Below are 17,377 nucleotides of genomic sequence, written 5' to 3'. Positions count from 1 at the left end.
GCCATGAAGCTTACTGAGAGTATCAGGAATATCAATAAAATCCCGGAGTTAAGGCAGCGTATACTGTATACCCTCCTGCTTCTGTTTGTTTACAGGCTGGGATCGCATATCACCATCCCAGGGGTTGACGCCTCTGCGGTAGCGAGCGCAACCACCTCTCATTCCAACGACCTGTTCGGTCTGTTTGACCTGTTTGTCGGAGGCGCGTTCGCTCGCGCCTCGATCTTTTCTCTTGGCATCATGCCGTACATCTCGGCCTCCATCATCATCCAGTTGCTTGGCGCGGTGACTCCTTATGTGCAGAAGCTCCAGAAAGAGGGTGAGGAGGGACGCCAGAAGATCAACCAGTATACTCGCTACGGCACTATTCTTATAGCGCTGCTGCAGGCGTGGGGCGTGAGTGTCAACCTTTCAAGCCCATCATCGTTCGGCAAGGTGGTTGTGCCCGATCCGGGTTTTTTCTTTACCATCACTGCGGTCATTATTCTCACTGCCAGCACCGTGTTTGTCATGTGGCTTGGCGAGCTGATCACGGAACGGGGGATCGGAAACGGCATATCGCTTATCATCATGATCGGTATTCTGGCAAGGTTCCCGGCCTCGCTGGTTGCTGAAGCCCAGTCGGTTTCGTTTGGCAGCAAGAACTGGATCGTCGAGATTGTTATCATGGCGTTGATGGTAGCCATTGTGGCTATCGTCGTCATCTTGACCGTCGCCACGAGAAGGATCCCCGTACAGCACGCCAAACGCGTCGTGGGCCGCAAGGTTTATGGTGGCGGTACGCAGTACATCCCGATAAAGATCAACACGGCTGGCGTCATGCCGATCATTTTCGCCCAGTCGATCATGTTTCTTCCGAGCACTTTCCTTTCATTTTTCCCAGAGAGCGAGGCGATGCAGAAAGTCGCTGCGGCGTTCGCTTACGACTCGTGGTTTTACGCGGTCGTGTTCGGTCTGATGATCGTCTTCTTCACCTATTTCTATACGGCCATCGCCTTTAACCCGAAAGAGGTTGCCGACACGATGCGCCGTCAGGGCGGCTTCATTCCGGGCGTTCGTCCGGGCAAGAACACCGAGGAGTTCATCGACAACATCCTGACCCGGATCACGCTTCCGGGGGCCATTGCGCTTGCTGTAATCGCAATTTTACCGACTTTTCTGACCAAGTTTGTCAACGTGACTCCAGGCTTCGCCAACTTCTTCGGCGGTACCAGTCTGCTCATCGTCGTCAGCGTGGGACTCGATACGCTTCAGCAGGTCGAGAGCCACTTGATGATGCGTCATTACGACGGATTCATGAAGACGGCCAAGGCGCGCGGACGCCGGTAAGCAAGAGACGGGACATGATCACCATCAAGAGCGAACGGGAAATAGAACTGATGCGGGAGGCTGGAAGACTGGTCGCCCGCGTGCTTGACATGCTGGAGAACGAGATTAGGCCCGGCATTTCAACCAAGCGCCTTGACGAGCTTGCCGAACAGTTCATCAGAGATCATAACGCTGTGCCGAGTTTTCTGAATTACGTTCCGAAAGGCGAGTCTGGCGTGACGCCTTATCCGGCGACGCTTTGCGTGTCGATCAATGAGGAGGTTGTTCACGGTGTGCCGAGCACGAAGCGCATTATTCACGAGGGCGAAATCGTCTCGGTCGATTGCGGAGTATACAAGAGCGGTTATCATGGAGATTCAGCGCGGACGTACATTATCGGCGAGGTCGATCCTGCGGTGCGGCAACTGGTTGATGTTACTCGTGAGTGTCTTGATCTTGGCATCGAGCAGGCTGTCGAGGGAAACCGTCTGCATGATATTTCGGCAGCGATTGAAAAGCATGCTCGCTCATTTGGCTACAGTGTGATCGAGAATATGGTTGGCCATGGCATCGGCAGCGAGTTGCATGAAGAACCGGCAGTACCGAATTATGGAAGACCGCATACCGGGGTGAAGCTTCGTTCCGGTATGACGCTGGCCATTGAGCCGATGATCGCGCTCGGTCGTTCCCGTCGTGCGGTCAGCAAGCGGGGTGCCTGGGCCGCGGTGACCGAGGATGGAAGCTATTCAGCCCATTTTGAGCATACCATCGCCATCGGGAAAGCTCAGGCGGAAATCCTGACGAAGTAACGCAGGCAGGGCAAGCATCACAATCATAGTATAACGATCAGAAAGCGGAGAGATACACATTGGCCAAGGAAGAATCAATTGAGGTAGAAGGCGAAATTCTGGAAGCGCTTCCGAACGCGCAGTTCAGGGTCAAGCTCGAAAACGGTCTCGAAGTGCTTGCGCACGTTTCGGGAAAGATCAGGATGCACTACATCCGGATTCTGCCCGGTGACAAGGTGAAGGTTCAGATTTCTCCTTATGACTTGAGCAAAGGCCGGATTACCTACCGGTACAAGTAAAAAACAGAAATAATCGTCCTTTATCCGGTTGATTATTAAGGATGTATTTATTACATTACATGCCTTTTCATATTTTGGACAGACCGGACAATCATAGCATGTGGGGTTTACCATGAAAATATATTCGTCTATCAAAAAACGTTGCGAGCACTGCAGGATTATCAAGCGCAAAGGAAAACGATTTGTGATCTGCAAGGTGAATCCAAGCCACAAGCAGCGCCAAGGGTGATCTTCAGGAACAATCAACAGATTTGAAAAAAACATATGAGGTTAGCTGGGGTTAATTTGCCATTGAACAAGCATGCGGTCATTGCGTTGACCTATGTTTATGGCATCGGGAACACATCCGCCAAAAACATACTCGCCAAAGCCGGAGTCGCTCCTGACAAGAAAATTTCAGAGCTGAGCGATGAAGAGGCTCACGCTATCAGGGAAATTATCGGCAACGAATACACGGTTGAGGGTGAGGCACGTGCTGAACAGCAGCTTTCCATCAAGCGCCTCATGGATATCGGATGCTATCGTGGTCTTCGTCACAGGCGTTCTCTGCCGGTTCGTGGTCAGCGTACCCGCACCAACGCGAGAACCAGGAAAGGCAAGCGCAAGACGGTTGCAGGCAAGAAGAAGGCCGGCAAGAAGTAACGAGCGGAGCAAATAAGCAACAAGAGAGATAAAATACCGACAGACTCATGGCAACAGCGAGCAGGAAAAAAAAGAAAGTCAAGGTTACCCCGGAAGGTACCGTCCATATCAAGGCTTCGTTTAACAACGTCATGGTGACCATTACCGATACGCTCGGCAATACGGTTTCATGGTCGAGCGCTGGCAAGAACGGCTTCAAGGGCTCCAAGAAAAATACCCCTTATGCATCGCAGGTGACTTCCGAGGCGGCAGCCAAAGAGGCCTACGATCTTGGTATGCGTTATGTCGACGTGCTTATCAAAGGACCTGGTTCCGGTCGTGATGCTGCCATCAGGGCGCTTCAGGGAGTTGGTCTGGAGGTGCGTTCCATTCGCGATATTACGCCGCTTCCGCATAACGGTTGCAGGCCTCCCAAGCGCAGAAGGGTCTGATGGTTATAATTAAGAATTTTCAATGAAGCAATTGCTATGGCACGATTCAGAGGCTCAATTACCAAGGTTTCTCGTAGGTTGGGAATAGCTCTTTCTCCCAAGGCTGAAAAATATCTCGAAAGACGCCCGTACGCTCCGGGTCAGCACGGTCAGTCCCGCAGAGGCAAAGTGTCGGAATATGCGCTGCAGCTCAGAGAGAAGCAGAAGATGAAATATCTTTATGGCATTCTCGAAAAGCAGTTCAGGAACTATTATAAAAAAGCTGTAGCTCAGCGAGGTGTTACCGGTGACAACCTGGTGAAGATGCTCGAACGCCGACTCGACAACGTGGTCTATCGCTGCGGATTCTCGCCGTCTCGCGCCGGTGCCCGTCAGCTTGTTACGCATGGGCACATGCTGGTCAACGGCAAGAAGGTCAACATTCCCTCATTCCTGGTATCACCTGGCGATCAGATCGAGTTCAGGCAGAAGAGCCGCAACCTCGATGCCGTAGCTGATTCGCTCAACAAGGTGCCCGATTCAAGGATTCCCGAGTGGATCCAGGTTGACAAAGCGAACCGCAAAGCGGTGTTCCTGGCTATTCCTGAGCGCGAAGCCGTGCAGGAGCCGTTCAACGAACAGCTTGTCGTCGAGTTGTACTCCAAGTGATCTTTTTGAATTCCTAAGGGAGCAAGACTATGATATATCAGATGCAGATGCCTACAAAGATCGATGTGGACGAAGCGACCCACACCGGCAGCTTCGGGCGATTCATAGCCCAGCCGCTGGAGAGGGGATACGGAGTTACGCTGGGCAATGCCATGAGAAGGGTTCTGCTTGCCTCTCTTCCTGGAACAGCAATCACCGGGATCAAGATCGATGGTGTGTTTCACGAGTTTTCAACGATTGACGGCGTTCGCGAGGATGTGCCCGAAATTGTACTCAATCTGAAAAAAGTGCGCTTCAAGTCGAACTGCAAGCGCAGCTGCAAAACAACCCTGACCCTTGCCGGGCCGAAAGATTTCCTTGCTGGCGACATCGTTGCACAGGAAGGTGAATTCGAGGTGCTCAACAAGGATCTGCATATCGCGACGATCAACTCCGAGGCTACCGTGACAATCGATATCTATATCGGCCGCGGGCGTGGTTATGTGCCCGCCGAAGAGAATCGCAGCGACGGAATGCCGATTGGCTTCATCGCCATCGACTCGATTTATACACCGATCAAGAACGTCAAACTGACCGTCGAGAACACCCGTGTCGGCCAGAAGACCGACTACGAAAAGATGATTCTCGATGTCGAAACCGACGGCTCGATCACTCCCGATGACGCGATCAGCCTCGCCGGCAAGATCATCAACGATCATATCACCTTTTTTGCCAACTTCTCTCCGACTGAAGAGGAGTTCTCCGAGGAGGAGTACAAACAGCTCGACGACGAGTTTGAAAGCATGCGCAAGCTCCTGCAGACTAAAATCGAGGACCTCGATCTTTCGGTTCGCTCGCACAACTGCCTGAGGCTCGCCGAAATCGATTCGCTTGGTGACTTGGTCTCCAGAAGGGAAGAGGAGCTGCTCAACTACAAAAATTTTGGCAAGAAGTCGCTGACCGAACTGAAGGAACAGCTTGAAAAGTTTAACCTCAAGTTCGGGATGGATATCACCCGTTACCAGCTAAAGGGTTGAGAAGGGTTCTTTGTTTTATTGAACATCAATGAGAGCGAAAACAAGAAATGCGTAAAGTCAAGCCAGCAAGAAAACTCGGAAGAACGAGTGCCCATAGAAAAGCAACCCTGTCGAACCTTTCGACGCAGCTGCTGATCCACAAGCGTATCGAGACCACCGAGGCGAAAGCCAAGGAAACCCGCAAGGTTGTCGAGAAGATCATTACCAAGGCGCGCAAAGGAACCCACCATGCCCAGCGTGAGGTTTTCGGTGCCCTTCGTGACAAAGAGGCCGTCCGTGAACTTTTCGAAGAGATCGTGGGCAGAATCGGTTCGCGTAACGGTGGATACACTCGCATTATCAAACTCGCTCCTCGCTATGGCGATGCCGCCAAGATGGCCGTTATCGAGCTGGTGGATTATGCCGAGGCTCCGTCCGCAGCACCGGTAGTTTCCAAGCAGGATCGCGCAAAGCGCGTCAAAGGCTCCAAGAAAGCCGAGAGCAGATCTCAGGAGAACGAGGGTGGTGACGCCGCTGAATAAAGGCGACATCTTCTCGGATTGTAGAAAAAACACGGTAGTCATCGTTCGCTCGATCTTCTCGATCACCAGCGGGCGATGACTATCTGCTTTTCTGAGAACATCGGATCGATCTCTCCTATCGGAAGCTGATCCACTGAGGCGGGGAATCCCAGATGCTTCTCCCTTGACAGCACCGCTTCGGCAATCTCTTCATTGAGGCTGCCGCCTTTGAGGCAGATGAGCACCCCATCGTGTTTGAGCAGCCTGGCGCTGTAGGCGCATAACTCTTCGAGCGGTGCAACCTGACGGCTGAGCACCGTGTCAAAGATCACACCTTTCAGTTCTTCGACTCTTGAATGCAGGGCAATGACGTTTTCGAGGCCAAGTTCCTTGATCATTGCTTTGCAGGCAGCGATCTTCTTGCCGGTGGAATCGACCAGCAGGAATGAGGTTTCAGGAAAAAGGATGGCCAGCGGAATGCCTGGCAAGCCGCCGCCGGTGCCGAGGTCGAGCACCGTTTCGCCGGGTTTGAAGTCGTGGATGCGGGCGATGAGCAGCGAGTGAAACACATGCTTGACGATGACCGGCGCATGTTCCTTGCGGCTGACGAGGTTTACCTTGAGGTTCCAGGCTTCGAGAAGCCTGGCATAGCGCACCAGAAGTGTAAGAGCATTTTTGGTAACCGGGATGCCGTGCTGACGGCAGAGTCCCTCGAGTAGGTGCAGGTCGTTCTGCATGACGAATAGTTCGGCTGCGATGGTGATGAAAAAGCATACAACAGGGAAAAAACGACATTTTAACGCCAATGGCAAATGTTCTGTGCCCCGGGGAAATGCCCGTCGGCACTGGTGGAAAATGTCGTACATTAACAAAAAAGGATTTTTGGTGAAAGCGTTGTAAGATCAGCAAGATTATGAAGTATGAAGCAGATTGCCGACAAACATGTCTATGCGGTGGTTATGGCCGGAGGTATAGGCAGCAAGCTCTGGCCTCTTTCGAGAAAGAAATCCCCAAAGCAGTTTCTCCATTTCTTCGACGGCGGAACGATGATCCGGAAAACGGTCGAAAGAATTGCCGGTGCCGTCCGGAGAGAGAACATTCTCATCATCACCGGCAAGCAGCATAGGCGCCTGGTCAACGACTCGCTTCCCGATTTCGATGTCGATAACATCATTATCGAACCCACCATCAAGGATACGGCCACCTGCATCGCGCTGGCCACGACCTTCATTCGCAAGCGCGATCCCGACGCTGTCACTATCGTACTGCCTGCCGACCATCTCGTGCTTGACGAAGAGCATTTCCTGAAGACGGTCTCCAAGGGCGTCAGACTTGCGCGGAAACAGAGAGGGCTGATCACGGTCGGCATCCATCCTGACAGGCCTGAGACGCGATATGGATATATCCAGGTCGAACCATCGGTTATGATCGGGGAGGAAAACGACGATCCGGATGACGATGACATTGCACTCTTCCGGGTGAAAACCTTTGCCGAGAAACCCGATCTGGCTACTGCCGAGCATTTTTTGCAAAGCCAGGACTTCTGGTGGAACAGTGGCGTGTTCATCTGGCACGTCGATGACATTAGCCGGGAGTACAGCCGCTCGTTGCCCGATCTGTATGAAGATATGCAGAACGTTCACGCCTTTATCGGTACCGAGCGGCAGGAGTCGGTCATCGAGGATGTCTATAGCTGGGTTCACCCTGTTTCGATTGCCTACGGCATCATGGAAAAGGCTGAGAAGGTCTATATGCTTGCCGGGAATTTTGGCTGGACCGATCTTGGATGCTGGGACGAGGTGATCAAGATTGGTCTTGGCCTCGAAGGACGCGACATGGATGGCAGCGAGTCGATCATGATCGACTCGAAAAACGTCTTTGTCCGGAAGCCCCATGGCAAGGCGGTGGTGAGCATCGGCGTGGATGACATTATCGTGGTCGATACGCCCGACGCGCTGCTTATCTGCAAGGCGGGCGAGTCGCAAAAGGTGGTCAAAGCGGTTGAGATGATGAGGCGGGAGCCGGGGTTGGAGGGGTTCCTGTAGGATGATGTGGGGTGGTCAGAGAAAAAAAGAAAGCCGGAGCACAACCTCCGGCTTTCTTTTTTTCAGGCTTTTTTCTTTGACCACGTTGCGCCTTCCCTGGTGTCCTTGATTTCGATGCCGCGCTCCATGAGCAGGTCGCGGATTTTGTCGCTGGTGGCGAAATCCTTGCTGGCGCGAGCCTCCTTGCGGAGTTCGAGCAGCACAGCCATGACGTCGTTGAGGGTTTGCGCGCTTTCGCCGCTCTCTCCGGCCAGCAGTTCGTCGCGGCTTTTCAGAATGCCGAGGACTTTTCCGGCGTAGCTATCGAAAAGGTTCTGAGCGCCAGATTTTGATGCGGCGTCAAGCCCGTCTTTGTCGAGCGCGCCGTTGAGCGCTTTGATGAACTCGAAAAGCACGGCAATGGCGACCGGTGTGTTGAAGTCGTCGTTGAGCGCGTCGGTGATTTTCTGCTCGAACGTTGCCACGTCGAGCTGGCCCTTGCCCTCCGCCGACTCTACCAATCGCTTGTACGTTTCCTGCAACTTTTCGAAACCTGACTGCGATGCCCTGATGGCCGCTTCGGAGAAGTCGAGCGGGGAGCGGTAGTGCGATTGCAAAATGAAGAAGCGGATGACCAGCGGGTCGAATTTCCCGAACAGCTCCTTGAGGTTCACGAAGTTCTTGAGCGACTTGCCCATCTTGACGCCATCGACCGTCACCATGTTGTTGTGCATCCAGTAGCGCACGAAGGGCTTGCCGGTGGCCGCTTCGGACTGCGCGATCTCGCAGTCGTGGTGCGGGAACTTGTTCTCCATGCCGCCACCGTGGATGTCGATGGTGTCGCCGAGGTACTTCATCGCCATCGCCGAACACTCCAGATGCCAGCCTGGATAGCCCTCGCCCCAGGGCGACTGCCATTTCATGATGTGGCCCGGCTCGGCCTTTTTCCAGAGTGCGAAGTCCGAAGGGTTACGCTTGTCGCTTCGCTCTGCGACGCGCCCGCCCGATTGCAACGCCTCCTGGTCGGTACGGCCCGAAAGCTTGCCGTACCCCTCGAACGAGTTGACGTCAAAATACACGTTGCCGTTGGATTCGTAGGCGTGGCCGCTTTCGATGAGCCGCTCGACCAGCGCGATCTGCTCCGGGATATGCCCGGTCGCGGTCGGCGCGATGTTCGGGCGCTCGACGCCAAGCCGGTCCATATCCTCGTAGAAGCTGCGGGTGTAGTACTGCGCCACCTCCATCGGTTCGATGCGCTCCTGCCGAGCCTGCTTCTGGATTTTGTCCTCCCCTTCGTCGGCGTCGTCGGTCAGGTGGCCTACGTCGGTGATGTTCTGCACGTACCGAACCTTGTAGCCCTGCTCTTCGCCGACATGACGCAGCCAGCGCACCACCACGTCGAATGATACGTAGCTTTTGGCGTGGCCGAGGTGAGCGTGGCCGTACACGGTCGGGCCGCAAACGTAGATAGTCGCCAGACCGGGATGGATGGGTTTAAAGGGTTCCTTTGTGCGGGTAAGCGAGTTGTAGATATGCAGAGAGGACATCCGGATAGCGATGAAGAGTTGCCGAATCCCGGCTTATGACCGGAAAATGTTTTAAAAGTTAAACATTTGGCTCGGTAAGGCAAGGCTTTTCAGCGGCCACCTCTGCTGAATTATGCTGGTATGCTTGCTCTGTCAACGGATTACCAAATGAGCTTCGAGAGGGAGCACGTACGGCATTGTATCTCGCTAAAGCCAGAGAAGGCGGTCTAATACAGCCAATGAGCCTGAATCAAAGGTAAGGGAATGATCGCTGGTGTTGTAGAGATCATGTCCCGTCCTGCAAAAGGTTGACACCAACCAAGAGGAGTTGACCGATGGAATCGAAGCGTTATAGCGAAGCATTCAAGCTGAAAGTGGTATTGGAAATCGAAAGCGGAAAATTCAGGATAGGAGAAGCGGCCAGGCATTGCATTGGTAAAGCCACGGCCCTGCAATGGAAAAACCGCGACCAGGTTGACGACCTTCCCAATACGCCGCACCGGTTCAACAAGACCATGAGCGATCTGGAAGCGTTGGTTGTCATCGAACTCAGCAAATCGTTGCTTTTGCCACTCGATGATCTTCTGGCCATCGTTCGCGAATGCATCAACCTAAAGGTCTCGCGTTCCGGACTCGAACCGCTGTCTGCGCCGGCATGGCGTCGCCAACCTGAACGCGTTGATGCCTGTCGAAGAGGGAGAGCCCAAGCTCAAAAAGAGCGACAAAGACCACGAGCCGGGAGTTGTGCCTGTCGATGTCAAATACCTGCCCAAGATGCCCGATGAGTCCAGCCGTCGTTATCTTGGCTCCTCGCTGTTTCAAGTGGGTAGGGCGAAATTGAGTTTGCCGCTCGGAAACACCACTTTTTCAGAAACGATTCGGCCAATGTCACCGGCTGATTGAAGCATTCCTGAAACGCCAGACGCATCCGGTCGGCTCGCGCTGTTTTCAGATTCAGTTTGGCTAACGACAATTCTTCGAGTCGGTTACGCTGTTTTGCCTTCAGGTTTTGCTGGTTTTTCAGCCAGAGATACCGGCTTTTTTTCAGTTCGGGCCGCTCTTGTTGCTCCTGACGCCGCACCTCATCGACGGCATGATTGATGATCTGCATGACGTGAAATTTGTCAAAGCTCAGATGCGCATTGACAAAATGACTGCCAATACCGCTGATACACGCTGGCGACATGTCACTGCAACATTCGGTGACCGATGCCGGATTACCCTTGTGAGCCACCAGGTCGTCGCGGAATCGCTCAACGGTCGAGGCGTCCTTGCCCTCGGTGGCGAACAGCACTTTCGATCTCGCAAGATCAGCAAACAGCGTCACAGAGTTGTGCCCTCGCTTGCTGGAGGGTTCATCGACGCCCACCGTGGTGACGGCTGAGTAGTCCTCCATCTCGCGGGCCTGATCGACGTAATGATGCACAATACGCCAGATGCGGGTATCGTGCTCGCCGACTATCGTGGCGATTGCCTTGACCGCCATTGACCTGGCCATCACCATAATCATCGCCTCGAACAGCAGCGTAAAACCGCTGTCACGGCCAGACCAGGGAAAGGATTGCAGCTTGAGAATACCGCACTCTGGGCAACAAAAGGTACTGCCCGGCGCAACGTCAAGGTGGATGTCCAGGCGCTTCTTTTCGGCATCGAACGATGAGATGCTTACCTGCCAGGGCGATGCAAGTCCCAAGGCTCACTGAAAAAGGTCGAGGTCTTTCATAAGCAAAGTGGTAAAATGGGCAAACCAGAAGATACGCTTCTCACACGTTACCCACTTGAAACAGCGAGGAGCCTATAGATTCTTCGTAAATCAATAGGTTAGGCTGCGACATAGGCAGTGTTATCGCTTAGAGCGTATTTCAGTATGCCGATGTTCCACTATCCCCCTTTGGGATTTCCCTCCGCTATTGTTTAGCTTCACCCCTTTGGCAACCAGCACGAGGCGCAGACCATTTCTATCTGAGCTTCTTTACTCTTCACCCGCGTCCATGAACATTACCACCGCTGATTTTTTCTGTAGTTATTCGAGCTTGAACGGACTTCCATCAGACGGAAGGCCGGAGATCGTTTTCGTGGGGCGCTCCAATGTCGGTAAATCCTCGCTGCTGAATTCGCTTTGCGCCCGCAAAGGGCTGGCCAAGACCAGCTCGACGCCGGGAAAGACGCGGCTTATCAACTATTTCATTATCAACGACAATCTGTACTTCGTTGATTTGCCGGGGTATGGGTATGCCAAGGTCGGGCAGGGTGAGCGTGAGAGCTGGGGGAAGCTGCTGACGGGCTACATCCAGAAGCGTGGCGAGATCGCGCTCGTGGTGCTGCTGGTGGATTCGCGGCATCCGGGGATGGCCTCCGACCTGGAGATGATGGAATTTCTTGACTATTGCGGGCGGCCGTTTGGCATCGTGCTCACCAAGTGGGATAAACTCAAGCAGGCCGAAAAGTCGAAAGCCAGTCGCACGATTGAAAGTTGTGCACCGAATGCCAGATTTATTGTAAATTATTCGTCTTTGTCGGGCAGTGGCCGGGACAGGCTTCTGGCTTCGATCGATACTTTTACTCAGTAAAAACAAGCGACGTGGAAGAAAAAATATTCAGCAGGCCGGCAGCGTCTGCTACCGTGCTTGTGGGCACGCAGTTCGGCGACGAGGGCAAAGGCAAGCTGGTCGATTACCTTTCGGACAAATACGACATCGTGGTGCGTTACCAGGGCGGTGCCAACGCCGGTCACACCATCTGCTTCGACGGCAAAACCGTCGTGCTCCACCTCATCCCCTCGGGCATCTTCAACAAGGATTGCATCTGCGTGATCGGCAACGGCGTCGTGATCGATCCGAACGCGCTCATGGATGAGATCAAAAAGGTTGAGGAGCTGGGCTACGACGTCAAGGGGCGTCTCTACATCAGCCACAACGCGCACCTGATCATGCCGTACCACAAGCGGCTCGATTCGCTGAGCGAGTCCTGCCTGAGTGGCGATAACAAGATTGGCACCACCGGTCGTGGTATCGGCCCGAGCTACGAGGATAAGTTCGCCCGCAAAGGCATCCGGGTGGTCGATCTGCTCGATCGCGACGTGCTGAAGGAGAAGCTGCGCGAGAACCTCGCGGCCAAGAACAAGCTGATCAGCAAGGTGTACGAGCAGGAGGAGATCGACGTCGAGGCGATCATCCGCGAGTACGAGGAGTTCGACAAGGCGATCGATCCCTACGTGACCAACACCCAGCTCTTCCTGAATCGCCAGATCAAGGCGGGCAAGACCATCCTGCTCGAAGGCGCGCAGGGTTGCCTGCTCGATGTCGATCACGGCACCTATCCCTTCGTGACCTCCTCCAACCCGACCTCCGGCGGCGCTTGCACCGGTTCCGGTGTGGCTCCGAACCACGTCGGCAAGATCATCGGCGTCTGCAAGGCCTACACGACAAGGGTGGGCAACGGCGATTTCCCGACCGAGCTGGATGACGAGACTGGCGAAGCGCTTGGTCGCATCGGCTGCGAGTTTGGCGCGACCACGGGGCGTAAGCGTCGCTGCGGCTGGCTCGATCTCGTCGCCCTGCGCTATTCGGTTACCGTCAGCGGCGTGACCGAGCTGGCGCTGACCAAGCTCGACGTGCTCGACACCTTCGAGGAGATCAAGGTGTGCACCTCATACATGCTCGACGGTAAGGAAATTTTCGACTTCCCGACCGAGCACCAGACCCTGTCGCGAGTGCAGCCGGTTTACAAGTCGCTCAAGGGCTGGATGGCTTCGAATGCCAAGGCAAAGAGCTTCGCGGAGATGCATCCCAACGCTCAGGCATACGTCAACTTCCTCGAAGAGGCTCTGGAGGTTCCGGTGACCTTCATCTCTGTCGGACCGGGCAGGGACGAGACGGTCTTCAAGTAAGAAATTGGGCTGAAGCCCGGATTTTTTTGCTCCGTAACCCCGGCGTGAAAGCCGGGGCAACATGAATGCAAGAGGGGATGAATGTCCGTCGGGCTGGACCCCTCCTGAGAGTATGAGAATGCCGGGGTAATTGAACGGCATGTATGGGTATATGTCCATCTTGTCAGGACTCTCAAAAGTTGCTCCGGACTTTAGTCCGGGGTTTATGAATAACGCAAAACAGACAAGGGCTTTAGCCCAATTTTATTTCGGTAGCGGCATGGCTCTTCTCGAAATCACGGTAATTCCGCTTGGTACGGTGGGCAGCGGTTTGAGTGCCTGGATTGCAGGACTCGAGTCGCTGCTCGAAGAGAGTTGTCTGCCCTTCCGGCTGAACGACATGGGCACTATCGTTGAAGGTTCGGCGGACGAGCTGTTCGCCATTGCCCGAAAGCTTCACGAATACTGCTTTGTCGAGGGTGTGGCGAGGGTCTACACCGTGATGAAGATCGACGATCGTCGCGACAAATCGGTAGCCATTGGTGACAAGGTTGCGTCGGTCGAGGCCCGGAAAGCGGTTAAGCCGGATAAATGAAAAAATATTTTTATTTTCGAGTTCTCAATTTCCAGGGTTGAGCGCCCGGAGCCATTTCGGAGCAGCCAGCACCATCCTATAAAGTCATACTGCCATGATGCCGGTTTCAAGCGATTGCCAGATTCTCAAAGAGGATAACGTTACCCACAGCTTCTGCGGCCTGGCCTGCGTCGGCTGGCTCTACCAGAAGATCAAGGACAGCTTTTTCCTCATTCTCGGTACCCACACCTGCGCGCACTTTCTCCAGAACGCCCTCGGCATGATGATCTTCGCCAAGCCTCGCTTTGGCGTGGCGCTCATCGAGGAGGCCGATCTTTCCCGCGCGGAACCTCAGCTCGAAGCGGTGATCGAGGAAATCAAGCGCGACCACAATCCGTCGGTGATCTTCCTGCTTTCTTCCTGTACCCCCGAAGTCATGAAGGTCGATTTCAAGGGGCTGGCCCATCATCTCAGCACCGACAAGACGCCCGTGCTCTTCGTTCCGGCCAGCGGTCTGGTATTCAACTTCACGCAGGCGGAGGACTCGGTGCTTCAGGCGCTCGTGCCCTTCTGCCCCGAAGCTCCTGCCGGTGAGAAAAAGGTGGTTTTCGTCGGCTCGGTCAACGACATCACGGCGGACGACCTGCGCACCGAGGCTGAACAGCTCGGCATTCCGGTGGGCGGCTTCCTGCCCGAGAGCCGGTTCGACAAGCTTCCTGCCATCGGCCCCGACACGGTGCTCGCGCCGATCCAGCCTTATCTGTCGCGCGTCTGCTCGCGCCTGAACCGCGAACGCGGCTCGCAGGTGCTCACCTCACTCTTCCCGTTTGGCCCCGACGGCACCAAGACCTTCTGGGAAGACCTCGCTGCCATGTTTGGTATCAAGGTCGATCTTTCCGATCGTGCCGAGGCGGCATGGGAGAAGATCAAGCCGCAGACCGATCTGCTGAAGGGCAAGAAGATTTTCCTCACCGCCGACACGATGATGGAGCTGCCGTTGGCTCGCTTCCTCAAGAACGCTGGCGCGGAGGTTGTCGAGTGCAGCAGCGCCTACATCAACAAGAAATTCCACGCTCGCGAACTCGAAGCGCTTGAAGGCGTCAAGGTGGTCGAGCAGCCCAACTTCCATCGCCAGCTCGAAGAGATCAGGGCGACGAGGCCCGACATGATCGTTACCTCGCTCATGACGGCCAACCCGTTCGTCGGCAACGGCTTCATCGTGAAGTGGAGCATGGAGTTCACGCTCATGTCGATCCACAGCTGGTCGGGCGTGTTCACGTTGGCGAACCTGTTCGTTTCGCCGCTCCTGCGCCGCGAGAGCCTGCCGGAGTTCGACGAATCGGTGTGGCTCGAAGGGGTGATGCCCAGCGCTCAGTAACTTTCAAGACGAAAACCAACGAACCAACATGCGTTTAGCTTTCTGGTTGTATGAAGGGACCGCGCTGCACGGTGTCAGCCGTGTGACCAACAGTATGAAAGGGGTCCATACCGTTTACCATGCTCCGCAGGGTGACGATTATATTACGGCGACCTACACCATGCTCGAACGGACGCCCGAATTCCCGAAGCTTTCCATCAGCGTTGTTCGCGGCCAGGATCTGGCGCGCGGCACTTCGCGTCTGCCCGGCACGGTCGAGCAGGTTGACAAGCACTACAAGCCGGAGCTGATCGTGGTAGCCCCGAGTTGCAGCACGGCGCTGCTCCAGGAGGACCTCGGCCAGATGGCTCGTGCTTCCGGCGTCGATCAAAGCAAGATCATGGTTTATGCGGTCAACCCGTTCCGCGTGGCTGAAAACGAGGCCGCCGAAGGACTCTTCACCGAACTGGTGAGGCGCTTCGCCGCCGAACAGCCGAAAACCGAAAAACCTTCGGTCAACCTGCTCGGCTTCACCTCCCTCGGTTTCCACCTACGCTCCAACCTTACCAGCTTGCGCCGGATGCTCAAGACGCTCGGCATCGAGGTGAACGTGGTGGCTCCCTGGGGTGCAGGTATCGACGATCTGAAAAAGTTGCCCGCCGCGTGGGTCAACATCGCGCCGTTTCGTGAGATCGGTTGCCAAGCTGCCGGATACCTCAAGGAGAAATTCGGAATGCCCTCGATCACCGAAGCGCCGCTGGGCGTCAACGCAACGCTGCGCTGGCTCCGGGCGATTATCGCCGAGGTGAACAAAATCGGTGCGGAGAAGGGCATGGCTCCGATGGCAATGCCGGAGCTGCGCGACTTTTCGCTCGATGGCCAGAGCGCTCCGAGCAGCGTGCCGTGGTTCGCGCGTACGGCGGATATGGAGAGTTTCAGCAACAAGCGCGCGTTCGTGTTCGGCGACGCCACGCAGGTTGTGGGCGTTACCAAGTTCCTCAAGGACGAGCTCGGCATGAAGATCATCGGCGCGGGTACCTATTTGCCGAAGCAGGCGGATTGGGTGCGCGAGCAGCTCGAAGGCTACCTGCCGGGCGAGCTGATGGTGACCGACAAGTTTCAGGAGGTTTCGGCCTTCATCGAGGAAGAGATGCCGGAGCTGGTCTGCGGCACCCAGATGGAGCGGCACAGCTGCCGCAAGCTCGACGTGCCCTGCATGGTCATTTCGGCGCCCACCCATATCGAAAACCACCTGCTCGGCTACTATCCGTTCTTCGGTTTCGATGGCGCGGATGTGATGGCCGACCGGGTTTACACATCGGCCAAGCTTGGTCTGGAGAAGCATCTGATCGACTTCTTCGGCGATGCCGGCCTCGAATACGAGGCGGAGGAGCCGGAAGCGTTCACCGAACCAACGATGTCGGGCAACGGCACGGTTGCCTCAGTTTCGTCCGCAGAGGCTCCGTCAGAAGCTGCGGTCGTGACCGCAACGGCAACCGGCGAACTGAGCTGGACCGCTGAAGCCGAGAAAATGCTTGGCAAGGTGCCTTTTTTCGTGCGCAAGAAGGTGCGCAAGAATACCGACAACTACGCCCGCGAAATCGGCGAGCCTGTTGTCACGGCCGATGTGTTCCGCAAGGCGAAGGAGCATCTCGGTGGATAACAGGAGAATCTGAAAAATCGATAAACCAATTGACCTCTATCATACCATGAGTTTAGTATTGGCCGTTTACGGAAAAGGCGGGATCGGCAAGAGCACGACCAGCGCAAACATTTCGGCAGCGCTGGCGCTCAAGGGGGCTAAGGTGCTCCAGATCGGTTGCGACCCGAAGCACGATAGCACCTTTCCAATTACTGGAAAGCTCCAGAAAACCGTCATCGAGGCTCTTGAAGAGGTCGATTTCCACCACGAGGAGCTTTCACCCGAAGATATCGTCGAAACCGGTTTTGCGGGTATCGACGGTCTCGAAGCGGGGGGGCCTCCTGCGGGAAGCGGCTGCGGCGGCTACGTCGTCGGCGAGTCGGTGACGCTGTTGCAGGAGATGGGGGTGTACGACAAGTACGACGTTATTCTTTTTGATGTGCTCGGCGACGTGGTGTGCGGCGGCTTCAGCGCCCCGCTGAACTATGCCGACTATGCGGTTATCATCGCCACCAACGACTTCGACAGCATCTTCGCGGCCAACCGCCTCTGCATGGCCATTCAGCAGAAGAGCGTGCGTTACAAGGTGCAGCTCGCCGGCATCGTGGCCAACCGTGTTGACTACACCAAAGGCGGCGGTACCAATATGCTCGACCAGTTCGCCGAACAGGTCGGCACGCGCCTGCTCGCCAAGGTTCCATACCATGAGTTGATCCGCAAGAGCCGCTTCGCAGGAAAGACGCTCTTCGCGATG

Annotated in this window: 20 protein-coding genes (1 of these 20 running past the window's edge); 17 read left to right on the top strand and 3 right to left on the bottom strand. The window is 55.2% G+C overall.

The annotated features are described in order from the left end of the window. The first annotated feature begins 3 nt into the window (after positions 1-3). The 9 genes from secY to rplQ all read left to right on the top strand — a co-directional run bounded on the left by secY (position 4) and on the right by rplQ (position 5,653). The gene (gene secY / locus AYT24_RS09830) at positions 4-1,329 is read left to right on the top strand and encodes a preprotein translocase subunit SecY (RefSeq protein WP_010933822.1); all 1,326 of its coding nucleotides are present in this window, start codon (positions 4-6) and stop codon (positions 1,327-1,329) included. 14 nt (positions 1,330-1,343) lie between these two features. Further along, a complete protein-coding gene (gene map, locus AYT24_RS09825) occupies positions 1,344-2,117 on the top strand; it encodes a type I methionyl aminopeptidase (RefSeq protein ID WP_010933821.1) in 774 nt (257 codons plus the stop codon). Positions 2,118-2,176: 59 nt separating this feature from the next. Beyond that, complete coding sequence (gene infA / locus AYT24_RS09820) at positions 2,177-2,395, top strand: translation initiation factor IF-1 (protein WP_010933820.1); 219 nt, start codon at positions 2,177-2,179, stop codon at positions 2,393-2,395. 112 nt (positions 2,396-2,507) lie between these two features. Further along, positions 2,508-2,624, top strand: a complete 117-nt coding sequence (gene rpmJ, locus AYT24_RS09815) for a 50S ribosomal protein L36 (RefSeq protein ID WP_010933819.1) — start codon at positions 2,508-2,510, stop codon at positions 2,622-2,624. 35 nt (positions 2,625-2,659) lie between these two features. Beyond that, positions 2,660-3,037 (top strand): 30S ribosomal protein S13, encoded by a 378-nt coding sequence (rpsM, locus tag AYT24_RS09810; protein WP_010933818.1) that lies wholly within the window; start codon positions 2,660-2,662, stop codon positions 3,035-3,037. Between the two features lie 47 nt (positions 3,038-3,084). Beyond that, entirely contained in the window at positions 3,085-3,468 is a 384-nt protein-coding gene (rpsK, locus tag AYT24_RS09805) for a 30S ribosomal protein S11 (RefSeq protein ID WP_010933817.1), read from the top strand. Between the two features lie 36 nt (positions 3,469-3,504). Beyond that, on the top strand, positions 3,505-4,116 hold the full coding sequence (rpsD, locus tag AYT24_RS09800) for a 30S ribosomal protein S4 (protein WP_010933816.1): 612 nt from the start codon (positions 3,505-3,507) through the stop codon (positions 4,114-4,116). Between the two features lie 29 nt (positions 4,117-4,145). Beyond that, the gene (locus AYT24_RS09795; protein WP_010933815.1) at positions 4,146-5,132 is read left to right on the top strand and encodes a DNA-directed RNA polymerase subunit alpha; all 987 of its coding nucleotides are present in this window, start codon (positions 4,146-4,148) and stop codon (positions 5,130-5,132) included. Positions 5,133-5,179: 47 nt separating this feature from the next. After that, a complete protein-coding gene (gene rplQ, locus AYT24_RS09790) occupies positions 5,180-5,653 on the top strand; it encodes a 50S ribosomal protein L17 (RefSeq protein WP_010933814.1) in 474 nt (157 codons plus the stop codon). A 62-nt stretch (positions 5,654-5,715) separates the two neighbouring features. On the opposite strand, the gene rsmG is transcribed toward rplQ, so the two are convergent. After that, positions 5,716-6,369: a 16S rRNA (guanine(527)-N(7))-methyltransferase RsmG gene (gene rsmG, locus AYT24_RS09785; protein ID WP_010933813.1), complete on the bottom strand. Its 654-nt coding sequence runs from the start codon at positions 6,367-6,369 to the stop codon at positions 5,716-5,718. Between the two features lie 183 nt (positions 6,370-6,552). Here rsmG and AYT24_RS09780 point away from each other — a divergent pair, with 183 nt between their 5' ends. Continuing rightward, complete coding sequence (locus AYT24_RS09780; protein ID WP_010933812.1) at positions 6,553-7,677, top strand: mannose-1-phosphate guanylyltransferase; 1,125 nt, start codon at positions 6,553-6,555, stop codon at positions 7,675-7,677. 62 nt (positions 7,678-7,739) lie between these two features. Here the strand turns inward: AYT24_RS09780 and cysS are convergent, their stop codons facing one another. Further along, entirely contained in the window at positions 7,740-9,203 is a 1,464-nt protein-coding gene (gene cysS / locus AYT24_RS09775) for a cysteine--tRNA ligase (RefSeq protein ID WP_010933811.1), read from the bottom strand. 314 nt (positions 9,204-9,517) lie between these two features. Here cysS and AYT24_RS09770 point away from each other — a divergent pair, with 314 nt between their 5' ends. Beyond that, entirely contained in the window at positions 9,518-9,967 is a 450-nt protein-coding gene (locus AYT24_RS09770; protein ID WP_010933810.1) for a hypothetical protein, read from the top strand. On the opposite strand, the gene AYT24_RS09765 is transcribed toward AYT24_RS09770, so the two are convergent. Next, on the bottom strand, positions 9,940-10,875 hold the full coding sequence (locus tag AYT24_RS09765; protein ID WP_010933809.1) for an ISL3 family transposase: 936 nt from the start codon (positions 10,873-10,875) through the stop codon (positions 9,940-9,942). The two genes, AYT24_RS09770 and AYT24_RS09765, sit on opposite strands and share 28 nt — an antisense overlap. 298 nt (positions 10,876-11,173) lie before the next feature. On the opposite strand from AYT24_RS09765, the gene yihA reads away from it, so the two are divergent. From yihA to bchL, 6 genes are all read left to right on the top strand, one after another. Then, entirely contained in the window at positions 11,174-11,752 is a 579-nt protein-coding gene (gene yihA / locus AYT24_RS09760) for a ribosome biogenesis GTP-binding protein YihA/YsxC (protein WP_010933808.1), read from the top strand. A gap of 11 nt (positions 11,753-11,763) precedes the next feature. After that, positions 11,764-13,071: an adenylosuccinate synthase gene (locus AYT24_RS09755; protein ID WP_010933807.1), complete on the top strand. Its 1,308-nt coding sequence runs from the start codon at positions 11,764-11,766 to the stop codon at positions 13,069-13,071. Positions 13,072-13,330: 259 nt separating this feature from the next. Beyond that, positions 13,331-13,645: an MTH1187 family thiamine-binding protein gene (locus AYT24_RS09750; protein ID WP_164927166.1), complete on the top strand. Its 315-nt coding sequence runs from the start codon at positions 13,331-13,333 to the stop codon at positions 13,643-13,645. 94 nt (positions 13,646-13,739) lie between these two features. Beyond that, positions 13,740-15,002: a ferredoxin:protochlorophyllide reductase (ATP-dependent) subunit N gene (bchN, locus tag AYT24_RS09745; RefSeq protein WP_010933805.1), complete on the top strand. Its 1,263-nt coding sequence runs from the start codon at positions 13,740-13,742 to the stop codon at positions 15,000-15,002. A gap of 28 nt (positions 15,003-15,030) precedes the next feature. Beyond that, positions 15,031-16,644, top strand: a complete 1,614-nt coding sequence (locus tag AYT24_RS09740) for a ferredoxin:protochlorophyllide reductase (ATP-dependent) subunit B (RefSeq protein ID WP_010933804.1) — start codon at positions 15,031-15,033, stop codon at positions 16,642-16,644. Between the two features lie 46 nt (positions 16,645-16,690). Beyond that, a protein-coding gene (gene bchL / locus AYT24_RS09735) for a ferredoxin:protochlorophyllide reductase (ATP-dependent) iron-sulfur ATP-binding protein (RefSeq protein WP_010933803.1) crosses the window boundary here: on the top strand, positions 16,691-17,377 show its 5' portion. The gene runs 144 nt beyond the window's last position; only the first 687 of its 831 coding nucleotides appear in the window; the start codon lies at positions 16,691-16,693; its stop codon lies off the right edge, out of view.

The organism is Chlorobaculum tepidum TLS (assembly GCF_000006985.1).
GTDB lineage: Bacteria > Bacteroidota > Chlorobiia > Chlorobiales > Chlorobiaceae > Chlorobaculum > Chlorobaculum tepidum.
The sequence above is the reverse complement of the archived record's forward strand: the minus strand, read 5'-3'. Positions and strand labels throughout refer to the sequence as shown.

Coding starts and splice junctions, on each gene's coding strand:
- secY (WP_010933822.1), top strand. CDS start 4: ATGAAGCTTACTGAGAGTATCAGGAATATCAATAAAATCCCGGAGTTA.
- map (WP_010933821.1), top strand. CDS start 1,344: ATGATCACCATCAAGAGCGAACGGGAAATAGAACTGATGCGGGAGGCT.
- rpmJ (WP_010933819.1), top strand. CDS start 2,508: ATGAAAATATATTCGTCTATCAAAAAACGTTGCGAGCACTGCAGGATT.
- rpsM (WP_010933818.1), top strand. CDS start 2,660: ATGAGGTTAGCTGGGGTTAATTTGCCATTGAACAAGCATGCGGTCATT.
- rpsK (WP_010933817.1), top strand. CDS start 3,085: ATGGCAACAGCGAGCAGGAAAAAAAAGAAAGTCAAGGTTACCCCGGAA.
- rpsD (WP_010933816.1), top strand. CDS start 3,505: ATGGCACGATTCAGAGGCTCAATTACCAAGGTTTCTCGTAGGTTGGGA.
- AYT24_RS09795 (WP_010933815.1), top strand. CDS start 4,146: ATGATATATCAGATGCAGATGCCTACAAAGATCGATGTGGACGAAGCG.
- rplQ (WP_010933814.1), top strand. CDS start 5,180: ATGCGTAAAGTCAAGCCAGCAAGAAAACTCGGAAGAACGAGTGCCCAT.
- rsmG (WP_010933813.1), bottom strand. CDS start 6,369: ATGCAGAACGACCTGCACCTACTCGAGGGACTCTGCCGTCAGCACGGC.
- AYT24_RS09780 (WP_010933812.1), top strand. CDS start 6,553: ATGAAGCAGATTGCCGACAAACATGTCTATGCGGTGGTTATGGCCGGA.
- cysS (WP_010933811.1), bottom strand. CDS start 9,203: ATGTCCTCTCTGCATATCTACAACTCGCTTACCCGCACAAAGGAACCC.
- AYT24_RS09770 (WP_010933810.1), top strand. CDS start 9,518: ATGGAATCGAAGCGTTATAGCGAAGCATTCAAGCTGAAAGTGGTATTG.
- yihA (WP_010933808.1), top strand. CDS start 11,174: ATGAACATTACCACCGCTGATTTTTTCTGTAGTTATTCGAGCTTGAAC.
- AYT24_RS09750 (WP_164927166.1), top strand. CDS start 13,331: ATGGCTCTTCTCGAAATCACGGTAATTCCGCTTGGTACGGTGGGCAGC.
- bchN (WP_010933805.1), top strand. CDS start 13,740: ATGATGCCGGTTTCAAGCGATTGCCAGATTCTCAAAGAGGATAACGTT.
- AYT24_RS09740 (WP_010933804.1), top strand. CDS start 15,031: ATGCGTTTAGCTTTCTGGTTGTATGAAGGGACCGCGCTGCACGGTGTC.